A 23,187-nucleotide genomic window follows, 5' to 3' on the forward strand; every position below is an offset into this window, starting at 1 on the left:
GGCCCGGTGGCGGTTTGCTCCCTGCTGACCGCTTGCGCGCTCAATGCGACTCGCAAACCACCCCCGGGCCGGCATCATGGCCGACTGTGTGCAAAGTTTGACGCCAAAAGGGGGAGGGAAGCCCAGGGGCGGGATCGGTTTGTAATCGACATTGACCGTTTACGGAAACCTCCGCAAACTGTCAGGAGCGAAAAAACCGACCCCGGCCGCAGGCCTTCCTTCCTGACAAATATCGGACGATATAAAAATCTTTTTACAATGGAAGCGATCACTCATGCAGCATCGTTTTGACGTGGAAAACAACCGGGTATGGGACAGGATCACCGGCCTGATGTGGAGCCGGGATGCGGCACCAGCGGAATTTCCCCTGAACTGGCAGGAAACCTTTGCATTTTTGGAAGAACTCAATGCCCAGGGTTTTGAAGGCCATCAGGACTGGCGGCTGCCCAACAGAAGGGAGCTGTTTTCCTTAATCCGCCACGACCGCATCAATCCCGCCCTGCCCGTGGATCACCCCTTTGAGAACGTGTTTCCCGGGTATTACTGGACCGCCACCACCTGCGCCAGACTGCCGGACCAGGCCTGGTACGTCCACCTGGGCGGGGCCAAGGTGTACCGGGGCATGAAATACGCCTCCTACATGGTCTGGCCCGTGCGCACACAAAACGCATCCCCGCCCTCGGTTCTCCGGACCGGCCAGAGACAATGCTTTGATGAAACCGGCCGGGTTATCCACTGCAGTAACACGGTCCAGGCCGCGTCTGTCTGCTCCGGAAAACCCTGGCCTGAGCCGCGTTTTAAAGCAGACAAACACATTGTCACCGACCTGGCCACCGGCCTGAACTGGATGCGCCAGGCCGATGCCGGCAGCAAAATGGTTTCCTGGCAGACAGCCGCAGATTTGATCGCTGAAATGAACCAGGAGGGTGCCATGGGGTTTTCAGACTGGCGGCTTCCGGAGATACGCGAACTTGAAAGCCTGGTGGACATGGGAACACACAGCCCGGCCCTTGCAAGCAAAGACCTTTTTTCCGGTGTCCGGGATTTTTACTGGTCTGCCACCACGAGCCTTTATGAAACCCGCTATGCCTGGGCCCTGTATCTCAAAGACGGGGCAGTTGGGGTGGGGTTTAAGGAAAATCCCGAATTTTTTACCTGGCCGGTGCGGGGCGAAAAAACGTTTCAAACCTCAGGCCGGCGGGAAAACCAGGCAGGCAGCACTTATTGCGCCTCATCGGATTGATCCAGCAAAGCGCGCAAGGCTGCAGCCAGATCCGGGAAGCTAACCGGCTTTTCCATGTAGCGGGCAATGCCGAGTTCCCTGGCTGATTCTTCCGAAATTTTCTCACTGTAGCCGGTACACAGAATAATTTTCATGTCCGCCCGGATCTTTAGAATTTCCCGGGCCAGCACATCACCGGTCATCCCGGGCATGGTCATATCCGTGATCACCAGGTCAAATCGGTTTGGCTCTGCTGCAAACTCCCGCAGGGCCGCGAGCGGATCACGCCGGCACTCAGCGCGGTATCCCAGCCGCTGGAGGCGGATTTCGTTAAGCTGAATCACGGCATGCTCATCGTCAATAAGCAAAATCCGTTCATTTCCGCCCGGCAGATCACTGGAACGTTTAGGCGCCGGAGAGGGGGCGGCATCCTGCAAGGCCGGGAAATACACTTCAAAACATGAACCGCTGCCGTTTTGGCTCTCCACCCGGATGCCGCCGCCCAGATCCCGGACTATGCCCAGCACAACAGACAGGCCCAGCCCAGTGCCCTTGTCCACGTCCTTTGTGGTAAAATACGGATCAAAAATGCGCTCCAGGGTATCTCCGGAAATGCCGTGGCCGGTATCGCAAACCGTCAGTTTCACATAATCGCCGGGCCCGAGGTCATAGCCGAATGCAACAATTGTCTGCGACAGAGTTTGTGTTTTCAGCGATACGCGCAGGGTACCGCCGTTATCCGCCATGGCGTCGGCGGCGTTTTTGCACAGATTAATGATCAGCTGATGAATCTGTGTGGGATTGGCCCAGATCTGCGGCAGGTCCCTGCTGATATCTTCCCGGATCTCAATATAGGAAGCGATGGTCGAGCGCATCATGCGCAAGCCCTCCCGGACCACCAGGCTGATATCCTGGCCGCATTTTTCCTCCTCGCCCTTTCTGCTGAAGGTCAACAGCTGACGAACCACATCTTTGGCCCGTAGCCCGGCCGCGCTGATCTGGTGCAGACTCTTTGCCGCGGGATGGTCTTTGGGAATTTCGGACTGGACCAGTTCTGCATAGCCCATGATAATGCTTAAAATATTGTTGAAATCATGGGCCACGCCGCCGGTGAGGGTTCCCAGGGCTTCGATTTTCTGGGATTGACGCAGCCGCCTTTCCAGTTTCTGCCGCTCTTGTTCCGCAGCTTTCTGCTGGCTGATATCGCTTAAAAAATTCAGGGTGGCCGGACGGCCTTCCCATTGAATTGTCACCGCCTTGAGTTCCACCCATTTGACATCTCCGGCGCGGTCAATAATCCGGTACTCATAATCCGGCACCGGCTGGCCTTCAAGACGCTTGAGATAATTTTCACGCACCTTTGCCCGGTCAGCAGGATGAATAAACTCAATAAACTGCCTGGAACTGAGCTCCTCGATACTATAACCGGTAAACTTGGTGGTCTGGTTGGCAAATTTCAGCACCCCGTCCTGGATCACGAAAATGGCCTCCTTGGCATTTTCCACCACAACCCGGTATTTTTCCTCGCTTTGCCGGAGGGTGTTTTCCGCCTGTTTTTTATCCGTGATATCCGTATGCGCCCCTGCAAGGCGGACGGGTTTTCCGCCGGAATCCCGCAGGCATGCGGCCCTGCCCAAAACCCAGCGATAAGTACCGTCTTTGTGCCGGAGCCGGTATTCCACCTCGAACTGGAGCGCTCCGGATTCATAAAAGCGATTAAAAGATTCCGTCACCCGGTTGTAATCATCGGGATGAATCCGGTCCTGCCAGTGCTCCAGGCGATTTTCCAGTTCATGGTCGGCATATCCGATAATTTCCTTCCATCGCCTGGAGAAAAACACTTCATTGGTCTGCAGATCCCATTCCCAGATCCCGTCATTGGTTCCCCGGAGGGCCAGCTGAAATCGCTGCTGGCTGTTTTTCAGGGCCTGCCGGGCGGCCTCGGCCTCCCTGGCCCGGGTTTCCGCCTCCTGTATCCGGGTCCGCAGTTCATGGACCATGGTGGAAATGGCCTGCTTTAACTGGCGCATCTCTCCCCTGAAATGCCCGGGAATTTCTGCGTGATAATCACCGCCGGCCACATCTGTGGCAAAGCCCACCAGCCGGTTGATGGGCCCGGTGATGGTGCGCATCAAAAAAACAGTACCGATCAGGGCGATCAGGAAAATAACTGCGCCCATGGAGATGATGGTCCATTTCAGCCGGTTCATCTGGGCATAAACATCATCGATATAAACCCCGGTTCCCACGATCCAGTCCCAGGGTTCAAACAGCCGGACATAGGATTTTTTGGGATGCACTGTCTCTGTAAGCCCCCCAGGGGTTGGCCGGTGCCAAAAATATTCCACAAAGCCGCTGCCGTTTTCCTCCGCCACCTTGGAAAATACCAGAAAAAAATGCCGTTTACCCCCCTCAAACCGCTTTTCTTCGCCCGCCATTCCCATCTGCACGCTCACAGCGGTTTCATAGGACGGATCATCCATGACCTGACCCTCCAGTTCCGGTGCAGCGGGGTGCATGATCATGCGGGGAAATGGTGTGGCACTGTCATTGATCCAGATATAGCCGTTGTCGGTAAAGCGCATGTGACGAATGCGCTCCATGGCGGCCTGCTGCGCTGCGTTCTGGTCCATGCCGCCATTTTCCACCCGGCTCTGGTAGTCGGCCAGCATGCTGCACACCGAATCCACCAGATTTTTTACCGCCATCTTGCGGGAATCAAACAGGGCATCCTGTACAACCGGAAAGATTACGGCAAACAAAAAGATCAGAAAAAGGGCGATGATGCTCAGGGCAATGGCGAGGATTCTTGCAGCGGTCTTTTCCAGCAGGTTTCCGGAAAATGGCATTCGGCTCCCGAAGGTTTTTGCGGTTTAAAAACAGTACCGGCATCAATGTTGCAATCAAAATAAACATACCCGTTTCATTCCAAAAAATAAACAATGAAAAATTGGGATTTACTTATGGTTTTTTGCATGTAGAATAACAAAATCCGCACAGTCCGGCTACAGGGGCCTGCGGGTGAAACCGGCGGCTTTCCTGTCCGGCATGCTTTTTTCGGAGGTGAAATGAAAATACTGGTGTGCGGGCCTTCCTGGGTGGGCGACATGGTCATGGCCCAGAGCCTGTTTATGACATTGAAAGACCTGCATGAAAACTGCACAGTCCACGTGCTGGCCCCGTCGTGGTCCCTTCCGATTTTATCGCGCATGGCCGAGGTGGATCAGGCAATTGTCCTGCCTGCGGGCCACGGGCAGCTGAAACTCAAAAAACGCTTTGAAATCGGCCGGAAGCTGGCAGCCAACGGTTATACCCGGGCCATTGTGGTGCCGCGCTCCATCAAGCCGGCGCTGGTGCCCTTTTTTGCCCGCATCCCTGTGCGCACGGGCTACGGGGGCCAGGGACGCTTTTTTCTGATAAACGACGTGCGCAAGCTCGACAAGACCCGGCTGACCATGACCGTCCAGCGCCAGGTGGCCCTGGGCCATCCGGCTGATGCCCCCCTGCCCCCGGAAACTATTCCCCAGCCGCATCTTCAGATCGATGCCGCCAATCAAAAACGCTTGTGCCGAAAACTGGGGCTGAACCCGGACCGGCCGGTGATCTCCTTTTTTCCGGGCGCTGAATACGGGCCGTCCAAGCAATGGCCCATCCAATATTTCCGGGAACTGGCCCTTCGGCTCACAAAATCGGGCTACCAGGTCTGGATTTTCGGCAGCCCCCAGGACCAGGCCTGCGCTTCGGCCATTGCCGAAGGCAATCCCCCGCACGTGCACGGCCTGGCCGGGCAAACCTCGCTAAACGACGCCATTGACTTAATTGCGCTGTCGTATATGACCGTGACCAACGACTCCGGGCTCATGCACATTGCAGCCGCCCTTGGTGTGCACGTGCAAGCCATATACGGCTCCACCACACCGGCATACACCCCGCCGCTAACAGACAAAAAAAACATCCATTACACCGGAATTGAGTGCTCTCCCTGTTTTGCCAGAAAATGCCCCCTGGGCCACTTCAAATGCATGAAGGAAATTTTGCCGCAAGACCTGGAAGCCTCCATTCAAAGGACGGCCGCACAAAACCCGGCGCCCGAAAGCCGCCGGTAACACACGCCGGCTATACCACGCCGTGCAGACCCAGGTACCAGGAGGCGATTCCGAAATAGATCACCACCCCGCCAATATCGGCCACCGAGGTCACCAGGGGCGCGCTGGCTGTTGCCGGATCCAGGCGAAACCGGGTGAGCAGAAACGGCAGGCTTATGCCCAGCAGACTGCCAAACAGCACCACCGCAACCATGGCCAGAGAAACGATCACCGCCACGTCCGGGCCGCCCCGGAAAACACCGATGAAAGACACGGCAACGCCCATGCAAACGCCAATGGCCAGGGCAATGCCGATTTCCTTTCCCACCATGCGCAGCCAGTCCTTGCGCACCACGTCGCCGATGGCCATGGCCCGCACCATGAGGGTGGCCGACTGGGCCCCGGCATTGCCCCCGGAACCGATAAGCAGCGGCAGAAAAAACACAAGGGCCACCGTGGCCTGGATCGTTTCCTCGTAATAGGCAATTCCGGCGCCGGAAAAAATATTCATAAACACCAGGGCCAGCAGCCAGGGCAGGCGCTTCTGGATCAGCAGCCAGGGGCTTGCATCCCGCAGTCCGATGTCCACCAGGTCGTCTGTTCCCGAACTCTGGCTGATAGAGCCCATCCGGTGGAAGTCCTCTGTGGCTTCCTGCTCGATGACGTCATGGACGTCGTCAAAGGTCACGATCCCCACCAGGGCCTCATTGCCGTTTATCACCGGCATGGCCAGAAGGTCGTATTTGGCCATCTGCCGGGCCACGTCCTCCTGGTCGTCATCCACGTTGGCGCAGATGGGCTCCCGGCGCATAATGGTTTCAATGGACCGCTCCGGCCGGGCCAAAATCAGCTCCCGCAGGGAGACCAGCCCGAGCAGGCGCCTGTTTTCATCAATGACATAAGCGTAATAAATGGTTTCCTTGTCCGGGGCTTCCAGGCGGAGTTTTTCAATGGCCTGGCGGGCGCTTAAATGCGGCTGCAGGGTGGCGTATTCGCTGGTCATGATCGCGCCGGCCGTATCCTCGTCATAGGAGCTGAGCCTGCGGATATCCTCACGCTCGGCTTTTGCCAGCAGATGCAGCAGGGTTTCGCCCCGCTCATCAGGCATGGAATGCAGCAGATCCACCCGGTCATCCGAGGGCATTCTGGCGATCACCGCGGCCAGCATCTCATCGGCAAGTCCTGCGGCGATTTCCCGCTGAAGCTCGTATTCCATGTGCACGAGCACGTCCGCGCAGCACTGGGGGCTCAGGCGTGAAAACACATCAACGGCCTGGTCCGGCTCAAATTCAGAAAACTGGGATGCCAGATCCGCCGGGTGCTCGGCCTCACATAACCGGCGCAGCACATCGTCGTTTAGGTATTCAATGCTCTCGCCGTTTTCAGGCGCAAAGGGATTGATTGGAAACTTGAGGGGTTGATTCATGTTCCGGCCTCCTTGCATAAATCCCGCCCATTGTCAGGCGGGGGCAAAAGGCCGGAACCTATCCGGGGAAAGTAAGGCGGAAATCCGGTATGCCGCCGTCTGACACCAAAGGCGGGTGATAAGAGATCATTTGATTTTTCAAAAAGATTGCAGACTTCAATAAGTGAGGACTACCACCTTCGTCATCCATGTGTGAACTCTCCGTAACGGGTTGACAATCGGGTTTCTGCACCTTTGTGCAAGAACCTGCCATAAGCATAAACATATTTAATTTACTAAAAATCAGATCGGCTGTCAAACAAATTTTGTCCGCACCGCACCGGCAGGCTTTTGCCTTAACAAAGCAGATCTTTCAACCGCTCACTTAAAAACATGATCGACTCGATGTCCAGATGCCCGGTAATGGTCTGATCAAAAAGCAGCCGCACCTCGGCCTCAAATCCGTCTTCCGGCTCAGCATCCCAGAAAACAAGCATGACCGGCACCCGCGGCAGCACCTGGAATAAGAACGCAAGGTCTGCCGTGCCATAATCCCCTGTCCGGTCGATGCCTCCGATTTCCCGGGCCCGCTTGGCCAGGGCGGCCGGGTTTCCGGAAAATTTTTCCTTTAACGGCGCCTCCACATGCGACTTCATGGAAACCACCTTGGACACGGTATTGGGAAATTCCTTAAGACTTTTCCAGTTTCCCGAGGGCTCGGCGCTGCCGCCCCGGGCCAGGTGGATATGCAGAAACACCTGTTCATTGCGGGTGATTTCAGATCCGTCGTTTTTGGTGATGCCCTGCGGGGAAATATAGACCACATCATTGAAATACGGCAGTTCCAGGACTTTTTGCCCTGCCCTTTCCACGATTTTTCCGCCGATTCTTTCGGGCAGATCTTCAATATCGATGGCAGCAGATCCCTGGCGCGCCCAAAAAAGGGCATCTTCGGCCATGTCCCGCTTCAGCCACTTGCCCTGGCTGTATTGCGCCTCCAGCTCCGGGCTGCACCGCCGGATGGTTTCGGCATCCAGATGGGGGCAGTTTTCCAGGGACAATTTTTCAGAAACCACCATGCCCGCAAACGCCATGCAGGAACGATACCCGCAGTCCCCGCAGTTTGTCTGCGGCAGTACATCCCGGCACAAATCTATGACTGAAAGGGCCATATGCCTGCTCCTTTTTTTCAATCCAAAAACCGGTTTGCGTTTTATTTTTGCGCTGCTGTCAAAGCCGGATTATAACATAATCGCATCCGGGCGGTTTTCAAGACCCTGGCAGGGTTAACAGAATCACGAAAAGCTTTTGGCCCTGCTTGGTGTTTGTGAGGAAGAAAGCCCTGCGGCCGGGGGCGGGTTTTTTCGCTCCTGAGCCTTTTTGCGGATTCAGCCGATGCCTTCGCCGAAATTTCAAAAACTCGGCCTGTCGGCCTCAGACAGTTTGAAATTTTCCGGCTCCGGCATCGGCTGAATTTTCCCGCAAAAATTCTCAATGTCGCTTCAAAAACCCGCCCCCGTCCTTCGGGCTTCCTTGAAAACCTGTGCTCAAATTCGATAACTTTGTAAAACATGTTGAAAAACACCCTTCCAGGCTGATCAACTCTTTAGATAGCCAAATACAAAGAACCTCCCGGTAAAAAACAGTTGCCGGCAGATATTTCCAGAGCCCTGGCCATGGGGCGGGGCGGGGGTGGTTTGTTTGGCTGCATTGGCGCGGTTTCGGCATAAGATCGTACCGGGGCTTTGGCGACCGGAATTTTAAACTGTCTGAGGGCGATAAGCCCGAGTTTTTAAAATTCCAGTCAAAGCCCCGGTACGATCGCCGAAACCGAGCCGCAGACAAACAAACCACACCCGTCCCTGCCACATGCGAAAACCGCCACGAACTGATTATGCAGAGGGGGGTTTGTCATTTCTTCTTCAATGCATGTGACTGGTGGTCTGGAGAAAAAGTGTTTTTACGGTGCCATCGAACTTGATCCTTGAGATTTTGAACTGATTGCTTTACAGATAAACAGTGCTGACACAGGATCTGATCAACTTCTTTAAAGCAAAAGGTGCGCCATGAACACTGCCTATCAACTCACCATACCCGTGGAAAATCAACCCGGAAGACTCGCCGAAGTGTCAGGCATTCTGGCAAAGGAAAAATTCAACATCCGGGCCATCACTATTTCATCGTTTGGCAGCAGCGGATTTTTGAACATCATGGTCGATGATCCCAAACTGGCGCACAAGGTGCTTGAAAAAGAAGGCATAGAAACGCAATTAAAAGAGGTGATCGCAGTCATTATTGACGACCGGCCCGGAGGTATGGATAAGCTGATTCAATATCTGGCCAGGGAAAAAATCAATATTGAAAACGCCTATGGATTTGTCCTGGAAAGCCATAAGACCGCAGTGATCGTCCTGGATGTATCCCACATCGACGCCACACGGCGCATCCTGGAAGAAAAAGGATTTAAAACCCTTGGCACAGAAGCCCTGGCCACAATCGAGCCTTTCCACTATCTGAAATACTAACCGGCCAAATTTTTTTGAAAATCTTAAAAATATGCTTGAAAAATCATAAAAAACCCTTTAAATAAAGGGTATTATGAAAAAGCAGAAACCGGCCAAAAAACCGGCCAGAGACATTTCTTCCCTCCGCCCCTACCTTCCCGGCAAAACCTATATGGGCGGGCTAAAAGACCTGGCCCAGGAGGTCGCATCCGCGTCCGCCGCACTTGAAGGCCGGGTAGCCGGCGCCACAGCCGATACCCTGGGCGGGCATTTGCGGCTGATCAACAGCTATTACAGCAACCTGATCGAAGGCCACAAAACCACCATCCCGGACATCGAGATGGCCCTGCAGAAAAATTTCCTTGATGATCCGGAAAAAAAATACGCCCAGCAGCTCTGTGCCGCACACGTGGAGACCGAACAGACGTTTATGGCCGCGTTGAGAACAAACCGGGCGTCAAACATCTGCTCGCCAGAATTTCTGTCAACGCTTCATGCCGCCTTCTATGAACATCTTCCTGCGGAACACCGGTTTGCCCACACCCAGGACGGATTTTCCGACATTTCCGTCAATCCCGGCCAGATTCGGGACGTCAACGTCTCTGTTGACGGCCGCACCCCGCATGGACCCGGATTTGAAGAACTGCCGGTTCTGATGAATGAATTTGCGAAAAACTATGATCCGCATCGATTTCACGGTGATGAACGGCTCATTGCCATGGCCGCCGCCCACCACCGGCTGACCTGGCTGCATCCGTTCCGGGACGGAAACGGCCGGGTGGCAAGGCTTTTTTCAAATCTTTACCTGGTCCTGGCAGGAATTAACCAAAGCAATCTGTGGTCCCTGTCCAGGGGGTTGTCAAGGCAAAAGCAGCGATATATGATGGAATTGTGGGCGGCTGACTCACCTGAAGAAAAAAAAGGTAAACACTGGTTTAGTGAACAACTGCTGGCTGATTTCTGCAACTTTTTTCTTCTCACCTGCCTTGACCAGATTCGGTTCATGGAAAACCTGCTGCGGCTCGACCAGATCGAAGCACGAATCGACTGGTATGTGGACATGCGGTCAAAAAGTGCCAAAAAACCGCTTCGGCCCGAAGCCTCCCGGCTTCTGCGGGCTGTATTCATGCGCGGTAGCATTTCCCGCGGCCGGGCCGGGGAAATCTTAAACATGAGCCAGCGAAACGCCCGCCGTATCGTAGCCGCCCTTTTAGACGAGGGCCTGCTGGTATCCTCATCCCACCGGGCCCCTCTTGTCATCGGTCTGCCGCTTCATGTCCTGCCCTATTACTTCCCGGATCTTTACAACCCGTCGGTGATCGGGGAACAATACATGGAAAATCCCGAATGATGGTTTAATATGCGGATCATCCCGGGCCTGCGGAACAAAGCACAGACCATAAGATTGATGGTTTCGTAAAAAGCTTTGATCTTTTTCTTGACAATCCTGCCGCTTTAACATTAACGTTGACGTAAATGTTAATGTTGTTCTGACCAAAACCTGAACTTCACATCAAAATGCTCGCCCGGCAGAGACCTTGCCGGCACCTGAACCGGAAAATTCCATATGACAAAAAAAGAAGCGCCATCCGATCCAAAGCAGAATTCAAGCCTTCAGGCCCGACAGGAGCGCAAAAATCAGTACCTGATCTCTGAGCTGGCCGAAGAGTTCGGCATTACCACCCGCTCTATCCGCTATTATGAAAAACAGGGCCTGATATCACCCGGCCGAAGCAACGGCAATTACCGCATCTTTACCCGAAAGGACCGGGCCCGGCTCCGCCTGATTTTGCGCGGCAAGCGTTTCGGCTACAGCCTTGAACAAATCCGGGAAATGATCGGCTACTGGAACGCCGAACCCGAAGAAAGCCAGCAGATCCGAAAAAGCCTCAACTATGGAGACCAAAAACTGGCAGAAATCCGTACCCGGATCAAAGAACTCCAAGAACTGGAAAACGATTTGCTGTCGGTAAAGCAAAAATTGTTAAAACGCCTCAAAAGCCTGGAAAACCATCAACGCCCAAAACAAGGAGAAGGAAAATGACGCTTGCTGAACTGCTGGATTTAAACCACAGAAAATTCGGGGACAAAACGGCTTTGATCTATGGGGAAAAGCGCATCACATTCAGGGAATTAAAGGCGCTTTCCGAAAAAAGCGCGGCTGTTTTTCAAAGCATGGGCGTCAGAAAAGGCAGCCGGATTTCCATCATGAGCTTTAACACGCCGTCTTTTGTATACGCTTTTTTCGGCGCGTTCAAAGCCGGAGCCGCTGTCATTCCCATCAATCATAAACTCATGGCCCCTGAGGTGGATTATATTTTAAATCACAGCAAATCAGAGCTGTTTCTCTATGACGGCGCCCTCTCCGGGGTTGCTTCAGCGCTTGAAAGCCAGTCAAAGCAGATTGCAATGGACAGCCTGCCTGAAGCCGCCGGCAGCCAGGTAAAACTGCTTGAAACCATGATGGAATCCGCCGAACCCTACACCCCGGTTGATGTTTCCGCCCACGACACCGCGGAAATTCTTTATACCTCCGGGACCACGGGGAAGCCCAAAGGCTGTGTTCACAGCCATGCCAATGTGATCATGGCGGGCATCACCGGCGCCCTTGCCATGAAAATGGATAAAAATGACCGTCTTCTTACGGCCATGCCCATATGGCATTCCTCCCCTTTGAACAACTGGTTTATGGGCGCCCAGTATGTGGGGGCGTCCACCGTTCTTTTAAGGGAATATCACCCGGTTCATTTTCTGGAAGCAGCCATGAATGAAAAAACAACCGTGTATTTCGGCGCGCCCATATCCTATCTGGCCCCGCTTCAGATGGTGTCCAACTTTGATGATTACGATCTGAGCTCCATGCGATGCTGGATTTACGGCGGCGGTCCCATAAGCGCAGAGCACGCCAAATTGCTCACCGCAAAGTACAAATCCGATAAATTCTATCAGGTCTACGGTATGACCGAAAGCGGTCCCACCGGCACAACCCTTTTCCCTGACGAGCAGGTTGAAAAGGCCGGCTCTATTGGAAAAACCGCGCTGCCGGGTGCAGACCTGAAAGTCATGAAGTCTGATACACAGGAAGCCGCACGGGGAGAGACCGGGGAAATCTGGCTTAAGGCCGCCTCCATGATGGAAGGGTATCTGGATAATCCAGAGGCCACAAAAGCGGCTTTTGAAGACAACTGGTACAAAACCGGCGACCTTGTGCGCATTGATGCAGACGGTTATATGTTTATCATCGACCGCACCATGGACATGATCGTAACCGGCGGTGAAAACGTATACTCAAAGGAAGTCGAAGACGCACTCACCGCCCATCCCGAAATCTCGGATGCAGCGGTAATCGGCAAACCGCACCCGGAATGGGGGGAAACCGTGATTGGCTATTATATCCCGGCCCCGGACAAGGATCCTTCTCCAGATGACATCAAAGACTTTCTGGCCCGGCGTCTGGCCAAGTATAAAATCCCAAGGGAATTTCACAAAAAAGAGGAACTTCCAAGAACCCCCACTGGCAAAGTAATGAAATACATGCTGCGGGAAAAATAGCAACGCCAAAAGCAAACTGAAAACAGGAGGTCGAAAATGTTTGATTACATGATGGATGAAAAGGCCCTGGCCCTGCGCGAAGAAGTGCGGGATCTGGTGGCCTGGGTGCCAAAGCAGATGATTCTGGACATGGACGCGGACAAGATCGTTTTTCCCAGGGAGTTTCTGGCCGAGGCCGGCCGAAGAAACCTCATGGGCTGCCGCTATCCGGAAAAATGGGGCGGCCGCGGCATGGACTGGGCCACAACCGTGATGGTCATGGAGGAAGTCGGGGTCCTTGGCTATATCTTTGCCTGTGTGTTCGGCGTGGGCGCCGAGCTGGTCTGCGATGCCGTGGTTTTGCACGGAACGGACGAGCAGAAGGAAAAATACGTCAAGCCTTTGCTTGCCGGGCAGATATTTGCCGCTGAATGCCTCACCGAGCCCCGGGGCGGATCGGATTTTTTCGGTACCACCACAAAAGCCGAGGACAAAGGCGACCATTTTGTTCTAAACGGCCAAAAAAGATTTATCGTGGGCGCCGAGGCCGCGGATTATTTCCTGGTATATGCCAGAACCAATCCGGATCCCCAGTGCGATCCCCACAAGGCCCTGACCTGCTTTCTGGTGGACAGATCCGAGGGCGTGGAAACAGCCTACCAGTACGGCCTGATGGGATGCCGGGGCGGCGGTGCGGGCCGCGTGGTATTCAAGGACGTAAAAGTGCCAAAGGAAAATGTGCTCGGAGAGGTGGGCGCGGCCTACAAGGTATTTAACACCATGATGATCCCCGAGCGCCTGGGCACCGCAGCCATGACCATTGGTGCGGCCCGCCCGGCCTTAGATATTGCCACCGGCTACACCACCCGCAGAAAGGCCTTCGGCCAGACAATCAACTCCTATCAGGGGGTGTCTTTCCAGGTGGCCGAAGCCGCCATGCTCCTGGATGCCTCCCGGGCCATGTGCCATGCCACGGCCAGGGCAGTGGACAGCAATGCCCATCCCAGGCGAATCCGCAGAATGGTTTCGGAAACCAAGAAATTTGTCACCGAATCCTGTCAGAAGGCGGCCCATAACACCATGCAGGTCATGGGCGGCATCGGCTACACCAATATTTTTCCCATTGAACGCATTGTCCGGGATCTGCGGCTGGCCTCCATCTGGACCGGCACCAACGAGGTTATGTCCCTGATTATTGCATCGGAATGGTACAAGGAATATTTTACCAAAAAAGGCGTCACATCAGAGCGCGACATGGAGGAAATCGCCGCACAGGCAAATTCGCCGGAGGAAAAAATCTACGAATAAACAAGCAACCATGCCAGGGGGTAAACCGATGAAGATTGCATTTATTGGTCTTGGGATTATGGGAAAACCCATGGCCCGTAACCTGCTCAAACATGACAACGCCATGCTCACTGTGTTCAACCGATCCCCGGAACCGGCACAAGAGCTTGAAAAAGCCGGCGCCGGCCGGGCCGGTTCACCTGCAGAGGCTGTGGGCAAGGCAGATGTGGTGTTTACCATGCTATCATCTCCGGATGTCGTGGAGTCGCTTGCCTTCGGGGAATCCGGGTTTATTGACGCAATGGACCAGGGGGCGGTCTGGGTGAACTGTTCAACGGTAAATCCGTCTTTTACCCGCAGCTGCGCGGACCGGACCGAACAACGGGGTTTAAAATTCATTGATGCGCCCGTGGCGGGAACCAAAAAGCCTGCACAGGACGGGGAGCTGACGTTTCTGCTCGGAGGTGAAAAAGACGATATTGAAAACCTAAGGGCCCTGTTTGAGCTGATGGGCAAGACAATCCTGCACGTCGGACCGGCCGGACAGGGCAGCGCCTTTAAAATGCTGGTAAATGCGCTGCTGGCGCAATCGATGGTGGCATATGCGGAAACCGCGCTGCTGGGTGAAAAACTGGGATTCAGCAGGGAGTTCCTTATGGAAACACTGCCCGGGCTGCCGGTATCAGCGCCTTTTTTGAAAGGCAAGGCCGCGCTGATTCAAAACCGGGATTTTGAGGCCAGTTTTCCCCTGGAACTCATGCACAAAGACCTCCATCTGGTAGACATTACAGCCTACGAGGAAAATCAGCCCCTGTTTCTCGCCGGTCTGGCAAAACAAATTTACGGCCGGGCCAAAGCTGCCGGACACGGACGAAAGGATTTCGCTGCGATCCACGAGTTTCTGGACAAGGGCGAGTAACCCCCCGGTCCGCTTGCCCTGAAAAATAAAAGAGCTTTAAAGCAGGCTTGGCAGGTACAGGGCGATCTGCGGAAACGGGATGAGCAAAAGGGTGGTGATGATCATGGCAATGAGCATGGGCACAACACCCTTGAAAATCGTGTTTAAGGGCACGTCCCGGGCCACCCCGCTGACCACGTAGACATTGACGCCCACCGGAGGGGTGATCACCCCGATCTGGGTGACCAGCACGATCACCACGCCGAACCATATGGGATCATAGCCCAGTTCCAGGATCACGGGATAGAAAATGGGTATGGTGAGCATCACCAGGGCCAGGGCATCGATAAAGCAACCGCCCAGAAAATAAACCCCGATGATCAGACACATGATCATGGCCGGGCTCATGTCCAGGGCGGTGATCCAGCCGGCAATGTCAAAGGGAATGCGGGTAACAGCCATAAACCGGCTGAAAATCGTTGCCCCGGCCACGATTACCAGGATCATACAGGTAATCCGGGTGGTTTCAAAAAGGGCCTGGACAAAACCCTCCATGCTGAGGTTTCTGCGGATCAGCGCCACTGCCAGGGTGCAGAAGGCCCCGATGCCCCCGGCCTCGGTGGGGGTGAAAATCCCCTTGAAAAGCCCGCCCATGACCAGCACAAAGATCACCAGGGTTTCGATCAGGCCGGATAAAGAGGCCAGTTTCTGGCGCAGGGTGAATTTTTCCCCCTTGGGCCCCAGATCCGGGCGCATCCTTGTCCAGATCAGAATGCTGGCCACCATGAGCACACACAAAAGCAGCCCCGGCAGCAGCCCTGCCACAAACAGCTCGCCAATGGATTGTTCCGTGAGAATCCCGTAGACAATAAACACAACACTGGGCGGAATCAGGATGCCCAGGCTGCCGCCTGCAGCCACCACGCCGGTGGCCAGCTCGGGCTTGTAATTGTAGCGTTTCATTTCCGGCAAAGTGGCCGCGCCCATGGTGGCGGCCGTGGCATTGGTGGAGCCGCATATGGCAGAAAATCCGGCGCATGCACCAATGGTGGCAATGGCCAGCCCGCCGGGGATATGGCCCACAAACCGGTATGCGGCATCAAAAAGCCGGGATGAAATCCCGGAATGAAAGGCAATCTGGCCCATGAACACAAACAGCGGAATCACGGTGAGGTTATAGGAACTGAAAACCGAAAACACGTCCCTGGCTGTCAGATTCAGGGCCGCATCAAAAGATACAATTGTGCCGAATCCCACAATCCCGATCACGGCCATGAGATAGCCCACGGGCAGCCGGGAAAAGATAAGCAAAAACAGGGCGGCAATACCGATCAGACCGATGGTTGTGGGCGTCATTGGGTCTCAGCCCCCCGCAGACGCAGCAGCAGATCCATGACCAGCACCGGGCAAAGCAGGATACACCCGGCCGCCACCCCGTAAACAAACGGATAAATGGGCATCTCCAGGGTGGCGGAAACAGAGTTGCTGGCTTTCAAAACAGAACCGTAAACCATGCTCTGCCAGGCGATTACGGCAAACAGGACAAGGGATACCAGACTGTTGATGCTGTGGATGACAATCCGCGCTGTCCGGGGCAGGCGCGGCACCAGGAAATCCACGGCAATGTGGCCTTTTTCCGCAGCCGTGTACGGCAGGGAAAAGGAAATGGCCAGGGCACCCAGAAAGCCGATGGTCTCATAGGCCCCGGGTATGGAAAACCGGAAGAAACGCAAAACCACGTCACCCGTGGTGACCAGCATCATTAAAACAATGGCCGCTGCAGCAATCCAGTTCACTGTTCCAGCGGCCCTGGCAATATAGCGATTGGCGCGTATAACGGATATCATCTATGGTCCCGGACAAATAAAAACTGTTGCAGATATCAGTTCTGATGGTGCCGTAAAAAGTCCTAAAACGGATGTCACCGTCAACCACTAAAGAGGCAACTTATTGATTTTACTTAACACTTAACCACTTAAAACTTAACGCTGCCTGTAAAAAATACTTTTTACAGGCTTATCAATTCTGTTTTTCAATAAGGCTGCGCAGCAAATCCACGGACTTTTGCCCCTCAAGACCATTTTCCCGGGCATCTGTTATATAATCGTCGATCACCGGGGAAATGGCTTCCTTCCATTGGGCACTTTGCGCTTCTGAAAGCTCAATGATCTCATTTCCCTGCTCACGGGTGTAGGCCAGGCCTTCCTTGTCCGCATCGTCCCATACCTGCCCATGGACCTCGATCCATTCCTCGCTCACCTCGTTGATCACATCCTGAACGTCTTCTGGCAACTGATTGAACTTTTCCTTGTTCATGACCGCAAACATGGTGGTGGTATAACCGATTTGCTGGCAATTGGTGGTGTAATCAATCACATCGCCCTGCCGCCAACCCTTGAGGGTTTCCATGGGGGCAAAAGTGCCTTCCACAACGCCTTTCTGCAGGGCCTCATAGGTGTCGCCCTGGGGCATGGCCACGGGCGTGGCCCCGAGGGCCTGGACCATCTTGGCGCTCAAGCCCGTTGATCTGATCTGCATGCCCTTGAGATCGGCCAGGGTCTCAACCGGTTTTTTGGTGTGCAGCAGACCCGGGCCGTGGGCGTGGAGGTATAACACCTTGACGTCCTTTAATTCCTCGGGATCTATCTGTTGGTAAAACTGGTTGGCCACTCTTGTGGCGGTCATTCCATCGGGATATCCCAGGGGCAGGTCCACGGCTTCCATCACCGGAAACCGGCCCCGGGTATAGGCAAAGCAGGACATGCCGATATCCGAGATGCCGCTGACCACCCCGTCGTAGCATTCAGCCGCCCCGGTAAGGGTACCGCCGGGATACATGTTGATTTTCACGGCATTGTCAGTGCGGGCCTCCACCTGCCTGGCCCAGTCTTCAGCGGCCTTGCTGTGGGCATGGGTGGGAGGGAAAAACACGGAATAGCTCAGTTCAATGGTTTCTGATTTTTCCGGCGCGCCCTGTTTTTGGGCTTGCTTGTCTGAATCATCGGATTGCCCGCACGCGGTGATCAAAAACAGCATGCAGACGGCGGCACACAAACGAAAAAATGTTTTGTTCATGGTCGGTCCCCTTTTTACTGATAGGCAAAATTTGGCTGCAGGTCCTGGCTCAAACAGATTCTGCATGGATATCGCAGGAATCGGTGTATGTGTCAAGTATGAAACATTTCACCATATTGCATTGGCCGCATCACCAACCCAGATCCTTTTTCTTTACCCAGTTGCGGTTGGCATCCTGGACAAAATGATGGCCCTTGGCCAGGCGATACATGCGTATCCGGTTCTGCCGCGCCACTTCCTGCAAAGAAGCGCTGGTCTCGCCGGCAATGATTCTGAAAAGCAGTTTGCGGTCATGGTTTTCCGCGTCCACCAGTTTTTGCACCGATGCCGGCGCGTTTGCCGACACCAGGCCCACCAGTCCGGTCCAGGCCTCGCCCACCTGCCCTTTGTCCTTGGCCGCCATCAGGGCCGGGTGGCGGTCGCGCATGCTGGCGGCCACCTCCTGCTTGGTTTGGGCAAAAGCAGGAGCCGTCATCAGGCCACAGAAAAAAACCAGGACAAAAATCCGGACAACTTTATGGGTTGTTTTCATTTTTTCCCCCCAAAAATATATATTATTGAAGTTGTTTGAGCTCTTCTTCGGTAAATATTTCGTTCATATCCCCCTGAAAGCTCAAGGCCTCGTCCAAAGCCTTTTGCACTTTTAAATTCACGTCCACGGTGACATGAATCGGGGCGATTTCCACCCGGTGAGTGGTATCAGCCGTTACATGATGCCTTGTGCAGGCGCCGGCTGCGGCCATGATTACCACAAGCGCCGCTGCAATAACCGTTTTCATAAAACCCCTCCCTGGTTTATCGGTTTTGTCATTTTCCGCTGTCCTGGTCGATTTTACTGGAATCCTCAAAAAGTACATCCAGGGCCTCTGCAATGGACCGGTCCTTTGTGCTGTAAAACCCCAATACCCGGTTTAAGATCTCTTCAATGGCATTGACGTTGATCACAAGGCTTCCCACCTCCTGGGGAGACTCGCCTTCAACTCCCTTGCCCCGCAGTTCGATCCGGGCTGCGGCATCCTGATTTCCGGGCTCCAGGTTAATGGATAAAAAATGGTACTCAAAATTGCCAAGGGCCTTTTCCAGGCGTTTTGAAAGCAGGGAAAGATACTCGTGTCCGGCCAGGGCATCGCGCACGTAAAGCATCAGGGCATTGCGCCATTTTTCATCTTTGATCCCGAACCGTCCGGTGCCGGGCACTGAATACAAAAAACCCCTGGCGATGCGGATGCGCTCCGGCCGCCATTGAATTGGAACCCGGCCGTGCACCCGGCCGCTGCCAATAATTTTTTCCTCAGTAAGCCGGGCAGCCAGACCGATTAGATCCACATCCTGAAAAAAAACATCCAAATCCGCGGCCAGGGGATCAAAATTCAATCTGGATGAATGGGCTGTCAGGACCCCGCGGTCTGGCAGATGCCATCGGGTTTTTTCCAGAAACAGGCTTTCGGGTTCGATCCGAAATATCACAAATCCGTCTTCGAGCCGCAGCTCTCCGGCCTGCAGCCTTTTGATATCTATGCGCTGATTGCCCGGTGTGGTCAAGGGAAAAAGGTCCCGGATTTGCACACGGCCGTTGATGCCCGCGGCTTTGAGGCCGGATTGGGGCCAGTCAATGTCTCCGTTTTCAACGGAAACGGTCAATTCCGGCTGCAGCACCGGGCGCAAAAGCCGATCCCGGGTTTGGGCCCGGACAAGGGCCGTGCCGGTTACAGCCGGCAGGGCAATGTCGTCATATTGAATCATAGAAATGGCAAAATTGCCGGGTTCTGCGGTTTTATCATTGACAACCACAGGAAGATCCAGGGCGGCATCCCGGATGTCAATGCCGGGCGATGCCATCCGGACCTGGTTGACTTTGGCGTAAATGCGGGTCTTCCAGCCGTTGGGGCCGCCTTTTACAGAAACCGGGCCGGGCAGTTCCAGGCCCTGAAGAGTTAAAAGGCTTTTCGGAACATGGATGTTAAGGGGTGTAAATGTGAATTTTTCCGTTTGCAGATCCACGGACCAGGAATTTTGGCCCGGGTTTTTCTTATTGGCCCCGTCAGACGAAAAACCGGCTGCAAGCCGGCCTGCGGCATCCAGGCGGGCCGCCGGATTGATCCGGATATCCACGGGCAGCATGGCCGCCAGTTGTGCCGAAGTGATCTGCCCCGTAAGATGCCAGTTTAAATCCGCCTGCCACTTGCCGGTTTCCGGGATTTCAGAAAAACGGCTCTGCGTACCTTTGATCCGAAGCGATGCCGCAAACGGGCGGCCCATGTCTGCGGCCAGGGCCAGGTCCGAACCTTTTTCCGTGAGCACACATTCTAAGGAATCAATCTGAAAATCCTTATAAAAAAGTCCGTTTAAGCCAAGCTCTGCTTTGGCATCGTGTAATGTCCACTCATTGTCAAAAAAGGCCCGGGCTGAAAAAAAAGCCCTGTCCAATCCGGCCTCCACACCAAATCCGGAAAAATCAAGGCTGCGGGCGGCGGCAGAAACTTCAAACCGCCCTTGTTGTTTTTCCCCCAAATCAACAGACCAGTTTCCCAAAATTCCCGGGGCAAGGTCCGGATCGGCAATTTTGTCGGGTTTCTGCCAATCTGCGGGCACATGTTGGGATGCGGGGTCCTGATGTGCGAACACGCGAATCTGCCCGCTTGTTTTCAGGGCCTTTAAATCCATACGGCCTTGAATATGCACAGGTATGCCGTAAACCAGGGGATTTAGAGTAAAATGAAGATTGTCAATGTTTTGTGCAGCCAGGGCCGCGTCAAACAACACTGTATGGCAGGTGTTGGAAAAACCGATTTCCAGAACCGAATTGCGGATATGGATTTGATCAAAAAAAACCAGTGTGCTGATCTGATCTCTTAACATCGCATCGGAAAAACGCTGAGTATCCGGCGAGGCAGACGAAGCGGCTGAGGCGGGCACGCGACGGTCCAGGTCCGCATGATATCTCAGGCCGGAGATGCGAACCTCTGTAACCCGGCCCTGCATCAGGCTTTTTACGGTATAGCTGAAATGAACAAAATCGATCTCAAAATCCGGGTTGTCTGCGGAGACATCCCTTAGATCCAGGCCGCCAGGGCCAATGGAGACCACTGATATCTGAGGGTTTTCCAGACCTGCGTCCTGCATCCGGTAAGCAATGTATTTTTCCAGGGCAGGCGGACCGAGGGTGAGTGCGCCCACGGCTGCCAAAAGCAAACAGAGCAAAACCGGCACAATAATACGTACGGTTTTTCCAATCAGCCTGCGAAGTTGGGTTTGCATGCGCCCACAGCCCTGTGCCCCTGATTGCCGGATTGTCAGACAACACCTCTATCGGATGTTTTCCAGCATACCCTGCCGGGCCCATGCATTGCAAAAGATTTTTTGTCTGATGGCACAGTAAAAAGCTTTTTACCGCGTCCGCTGTTTGTGAAGGAAGAAAGCCCTGCGGTCGGCGTCGGCTTTTTCGCTCCTGACCGTTTTTGCGGATTGATCAAACAGTTTGAAATTTTCACGCAAAAACGCTCAATGTCGCTTCAAAAGCCGACCCCGCCCTTGGGCTTCCTTGGAAGTGTTCCCCCAGGGCCGCAGCCCAGGACCGAATACTGCAAATAACTTTTTGCCGCATGATTAAAAGCTTTGATTTTATTTTTTTGAACCTTGAACCTTGAACTTTGAACCTTGAACGAAGTTATTTAGAGTATTCCCCCGGGCCGCAGCCCGAGCCCGACCTATAACATTAACTTTCCCTGAAGTTGCTTCCAAGACTTGAATGTGTTTCTTCCGACTCCCTTGGTGTGAAACTTTGCACACAGTCAGCCATGATGCCCGCCCGGGGGTGGTTTGCGAGTCGCATTGAGCGCGCAAGCGGTCAGCAGGGAGCAAACCGCCACCGGGCGGGCATCATGCGAAAATTACAGGACCAGGCAGTGATAAATCAGGCTGATTGACAAGAGACAATAATCAGATTATTATCAAAACAATCAGCAAATATTTAAAGGAAGCCTTGAATGCGCGCAAAAGATTTTCTTTCAGCCACAGACCTTTCCAAAAAAACGTCAGCCACCCTGGATGCACTGTCAAAAGGGGAACCTGAAAAACTCATCATCCTGAAAAACAATTCCCCCAAAGCGGTTCTTTTGTCCATGGAAAGCTATGAGGCCATGCAGGAGGAAATGGAGGATTTGCGCCTCACGGCCCTGGCACTGGCAAGGACGGAAACTTTTGATGAACAAAAAGCATTGTCCCATGCCCGGATAAAGAAAAAATTCGGAACATGAAATGGGCGGTGATCTACCACCATGATGTGGAAGAAGATCTGGAAAGTGTAGGGCCGGCTGCGGCACGGCGGATCGTAAAGGCAATCGATGAAAAACTCATCCACGCGCCTTTGCAGTTTGGAGCCCCTTTGTCCGGCAACCTGGGCAGTTTCCGGAAATTGCGCGTCGGAGATCTCCGGGTGGTCTATCAGGTGTTTGAAAAAAAAGTAGTGGTTTATGTGCTGGCTGTGGGACCGCGACGGGACAAGGAGATTTACCGCCTGGCCATCAAACGAAAATAATTTGCCCGATCCTGCCCTTTCAGGATTGATATCCCCGTAAAAAGCTTTTTACCGCGTCCGCTGTTTGTAAGGAAGAAAGCCCTGCGGTCGGCGTCCGCCTTGGGCTTATCTTGGAAATGTTTCCATAGGGCCGCCGCCCGGGACCGAGCTATAACGGTAACTTTCCCTGAAGTTGCTTCCAAGACTTGGATGTGTTGCTCCGGATCCCTTGGTGTGAAACTTTGCACACAGTTGGCCATGATGCCGGCCCGGGGGTGGTTTGCGAGTCGCATTGAGCGCCCAAGCGGTCAGCAGGGAGCAAACCGCCCCCGGGTCGGCATCATGCGAAAATACAGACTCAAGCAGTGATAAATCAACCGGCACTGTCTTATTTGATTTTTTCAAACCGGTCATGCCAGGCACATGCATTGCAAAAGATTTCTGTGCTTTCATCTATTTCCGGGCATTGGCCGGGATCTGCGGCCTCGTCAAAACAGACCTCCCCTTCCCGGCACTCAAACTCATAAACCTCGAATTCATCATCCGGGTCCTTGACGTAAAACTGCTCACATCCGCATACCGGGCATTTGGCCTGTGTCATGGGTCGCCTTTCTTTTTTTTGCTTAAACAACAACACGGGGCCGGACCATACAGTCCGGCCCCG

Annotated in this window: 20 protein-coding genes; 10 read left to right on the forward strand and 10 right to left on the reverse strand. The window is 54.0% G+C overall.

Annotation, left to right across the window (positions count from 1 at the left end):
* The first annotated feature begins 274 nt into the window (after positions 1 to 274).
* Positions 275 to 1,243 (forward strand): Lcl C-terminal domain-containing protein, encoded by a 969-nt coding sequence (locus ACTCIA_RS10175; RefSeq protein WP_463001706.1) that lies wholly within the window; start codon positions 275 to 277, stop codon positions 1,241 to 1,243.
* On the opposite strand, the gene ACTCIA_RS10180 is transcribed toward ACTCIA_RS10175, so the two are convergent.
* Complete coding sequence (locus ACTCIA_RS10180) at positions 1,222 to 4,071, reverse strand: PAS domain-containing protein (RefSeq protein WP_463001707.1); 2,850 nt, start codon at positions 4,069 to 4,071, stop codon at positions 1,222 to 1,224. The two genes, ACTCIA_RS10175 and ACTCIA_RS10180, sit on opposite strands and share 22 nt — an antisense overlap.
* 219 nt (positions 4,072 to 4,290) lie before the next feature.
* On the opposite strand from ACTCIA_RS10180, the gene waaF reads away from it, so the two are divergent.
* Positions 4,291 to 5,328 carry a lipopolysaccharide heptosyltransferase II gene (waaF, locus tag ACTCIA_RS10185; protein WP_463001708.1) on the forward strand — a complete coding sequence of 346 codons (1,038 nt, stop codon included), beginning with the start codon at positions 4,291 to 4,293 and terminating at the stop codon, positions 5,326 to 5,328.
* A 10-nt stretch (positions 5,329 to 5,338) separates the two neighbouring features.
* On the opposite strand, the gene mgtE is transcribed toward waaF, so the two are convergent.
* Both mgtE and ACTCIA_RS10195 read right to left on the reverse strand, forming a co-directional pair.
* A complete protein-coding gene (mgtE, locus tag ACTCIA_RS10190) occupies positions 5,339 to 6,733 on the reverse strand; it encodes a magnesium transporter (RefSeq protein ID WP_463001709.1) in 1,395 nt (464 codons plus the stop codon).
* Between the two features lie 335 nt (positions 6,734 to 7,068).
* Positions 7,069 to 7,884, reverse strand: coding sequence for a DUF3786 domain-containing protein (locus ACTCIA_RS10195; protein ID WP_463001710.1), 816 nt, complete (start codon positions 7,882 to 7,884; stop codon positions 7,069 to 7,071).
* Between the two features lie 894 nt (positions 7,885 to 8,778).
* On the opposite strand from ACTCIA_RS10195, the gene ACTCIA_RS10200 reads away from it, so the two are divergent.
* From ACTCIA_RS10200 to ACTCIA_RS10225, 6 genes are all read left to right on the forward strand, one after another.
* Complete coding sequence (locus ACTCIA_RS10200; RefSeq protein WP_463001711.1) at positions 8,779 to 9,237, forward strand: ACT domain-containing protein; 459 nt, start codon at positions 8,779 to 8,781, stop codon at positions 9,235 to 9,237.
* Positions 9,238 to 9,310: 73 nt separating this feature from the next.
* Positions 9,311 to 10,567, forward strand: a complete 1,257-nt coding sequence (locus tag ACTCIA_RS10205) for a Fic family protein (RefSeq protein WP_463001712.1) — start codon at positions 9,311 to 9,313, stop codon at positions 10,565 to 10,567.
* A 216-nt stretch (positions 10,568 to 10,783) separates the two neighbouring features.
* On the forward strand, positions 10,784 to 11,260 hold the full coding sequence (locus tag ACTCIA_RS10210; RefSeq protein WP_463001713.1) for a MerR family transcriptional regulator: 477 nt from the start codon (positions 10,784 to 10,786) through the stop codon (positions 11,258 to 11,260).
* Positions 11,257 to 12,768: a class I adenylate-forming enzyme family protein gene (locus tag ACTCIA_RS10215; RefSeq protein WP_463001714.1), complete on the forward strand. Its 1,512-nt coding sequence runs from the start codon at positions 11,257 to 11,259 to the stop codon at positions 12,766 to 12,768. The genes ACTCIA_RS10210 and ACTCIA_RS10215 overlap by 4 nt, the downstream gene beginning before the upstream one ends.
* Positions 12,769 to 12,804: 36 nt before the next feature.
* Complete coding sequence (locus tag ACTCIA_RS10220) at positions 12,805 to 14,055, forward strand: acyl-CoA dehydrogenase family protein (protein ID WP_463001715.1); 1,251 nt, start codon at positions 12,805 to 12,807, stop codon at positions 14,053 to 14,055.
* 28 nt (positions 14,056 to 14,083) lie between these two features.
* Positions 14,084 to 14,953, forward strand: a complete 870-nt coding sequence (locus tag ACTCIA_RS10225; RefSeq protein WP_463001716.1) for an NAD(P)-dependent oxidoreductase — start codon at positions 14,084 to 14,086, stop codon at positions 14,951 to 14,953.
* A 36-nt stretch (positions 14,954 to 14,989) separates the two neighbouring features.
* On the opposite strand, the gene ACTCIA_RS10230 is transcribed toward ACTCIA_RS10225, so the two are convergent.
* The 6 genes from ACTCIA_RS10230 to ACTCIA_RS10255 all read right to left on the reverse strand — a co-directional run bounded on the left by ACTCIA_RS10230 (position 14,990) and on the right by ACTCIA_RS10255 (position 21,265).
* Complete coding sequence (locus tag ACTCIA_RS10230) at positions 14,990 to 16,288, reverse strand: TRAP transporter large permease (protein ID WP_463001717.1); 1,299 nt, start codon at positions 16,286 to 16,288, stop codon at positions 14,990 to 14,992.
* A complete protein-coding gene (locus tag ACTCIA_RS10235) occupies positions 16,285 to 16,779 on the reverse strand; it encodes a TRAP transporter small permease (RefSeq protein ID WP_463001718.1) in 495 nt (164 codons plus the stop codon). Before ACTCIA_RS10235 ends, ACTCIA_RS10230 begins: the two co-directional genes overlap by 4 nt.
* A 172-nt stretch (positions 16,780 to 16,951) precedes the next feature.
* On the reverse strand, positions 16,952 to 18,007 hold the full coding sequence (locus ACTCIA_RS10240) for a TRAP transporter substrate-binding protein (RefSeq protein WP_463001719.1): 1,056 nt from the start codon (positions 18,005 to 18,007) through the stop codon (positions 16,952 to 16,954).
* Positions 18,008 to 18,137: 130 nt separating this feature from the next.
* Positions 18,138 to 18,539: a YdbL family probable chaperone protein gene (locus tag ACTCIA_RS10245; protein ID WP_463001720.1), complete on the reverse strand. Its 402-nt coding sequence runs from the start codon at positions 18,537 to 18,539 to the stop codon at positions 18,138 to 18,140.
* A gap of 22 nt (positions 18,540 to 18,561) precedes the next feature.
* Positions 18,562 to 18,786 (reverse strand): YnbE family lipoprotein, encoded by a 225-nt coding sequence (locus tag ACTCIA_RS10250; RefSeq protein ID WP_463001721.1) that lies wholly within the window; start codon positions 18,784 to 18,786, stop codon positions 18,562 to 18,564.
* Positions 18,787 to 18,814: 28 nt separating this feature from the next.
* Entirely contained in the window at positions 18,815 to 21,265 is a 2,451-nt protein-coding gene (locus tag ACTCIA_RS10255) for an intermembrane phospholipid transport protein YdbH family protein (protein WP_463001722.1), read from the reverse strand.
* A gap of 728 nt (positions 21,266 to 21,993) precedes the next feature.
* Here ACTCIA_RS10255 and ACTCIA_RS10260 point away from each other — a divergent pair.
* Entirely contained in the window at positions 21,994 to 22,263 is a 270-nt protein-coding gene (locus tag ACTCIA_RS10260) for a type II toxin-antitoxin system Phd/YefM family antitoxin (protein ID WP_463001723.1), read from the forward strand.
* Positions 22,260 to 22,544: a type II toxin-antitoxin system RelE family toxin gene (locus ACTCIA_RS10265; protein ID WP_463001724.1), complete on the forward strand. Its 285-nt coding sequence runs from the start codon at positions 22,260 to 22,262 to the stop codon at positions 22,542 to 22,544. The genes ACTCIA_RS10260 and ACTCIA_RS10265 overlap by 4 nt, the downstream gene beginning before the upstream one ends.
* A 367-nt stretch (positions 22,545 to 22,911) precedes the next feature.
* On the opposite strand, the gene ACTCIA_RS10270 is transcribed toward ACTCIA_RS10265, so the two are convergent.
* Entirely contained in the window at positions 22,912 to 23,124 is a 213-nt protein-coding gene (locus ACTCIA_RS10270) for a hypothetical protein (protein WP_463001725.1), read from the reverse strand.
* Between the last annotated feature and the right edge of the window lie 63 nt (positions 23,125 to 23,187).

This window comes from Desulfosalsimonas sp. (assembly GCF_055149105.1).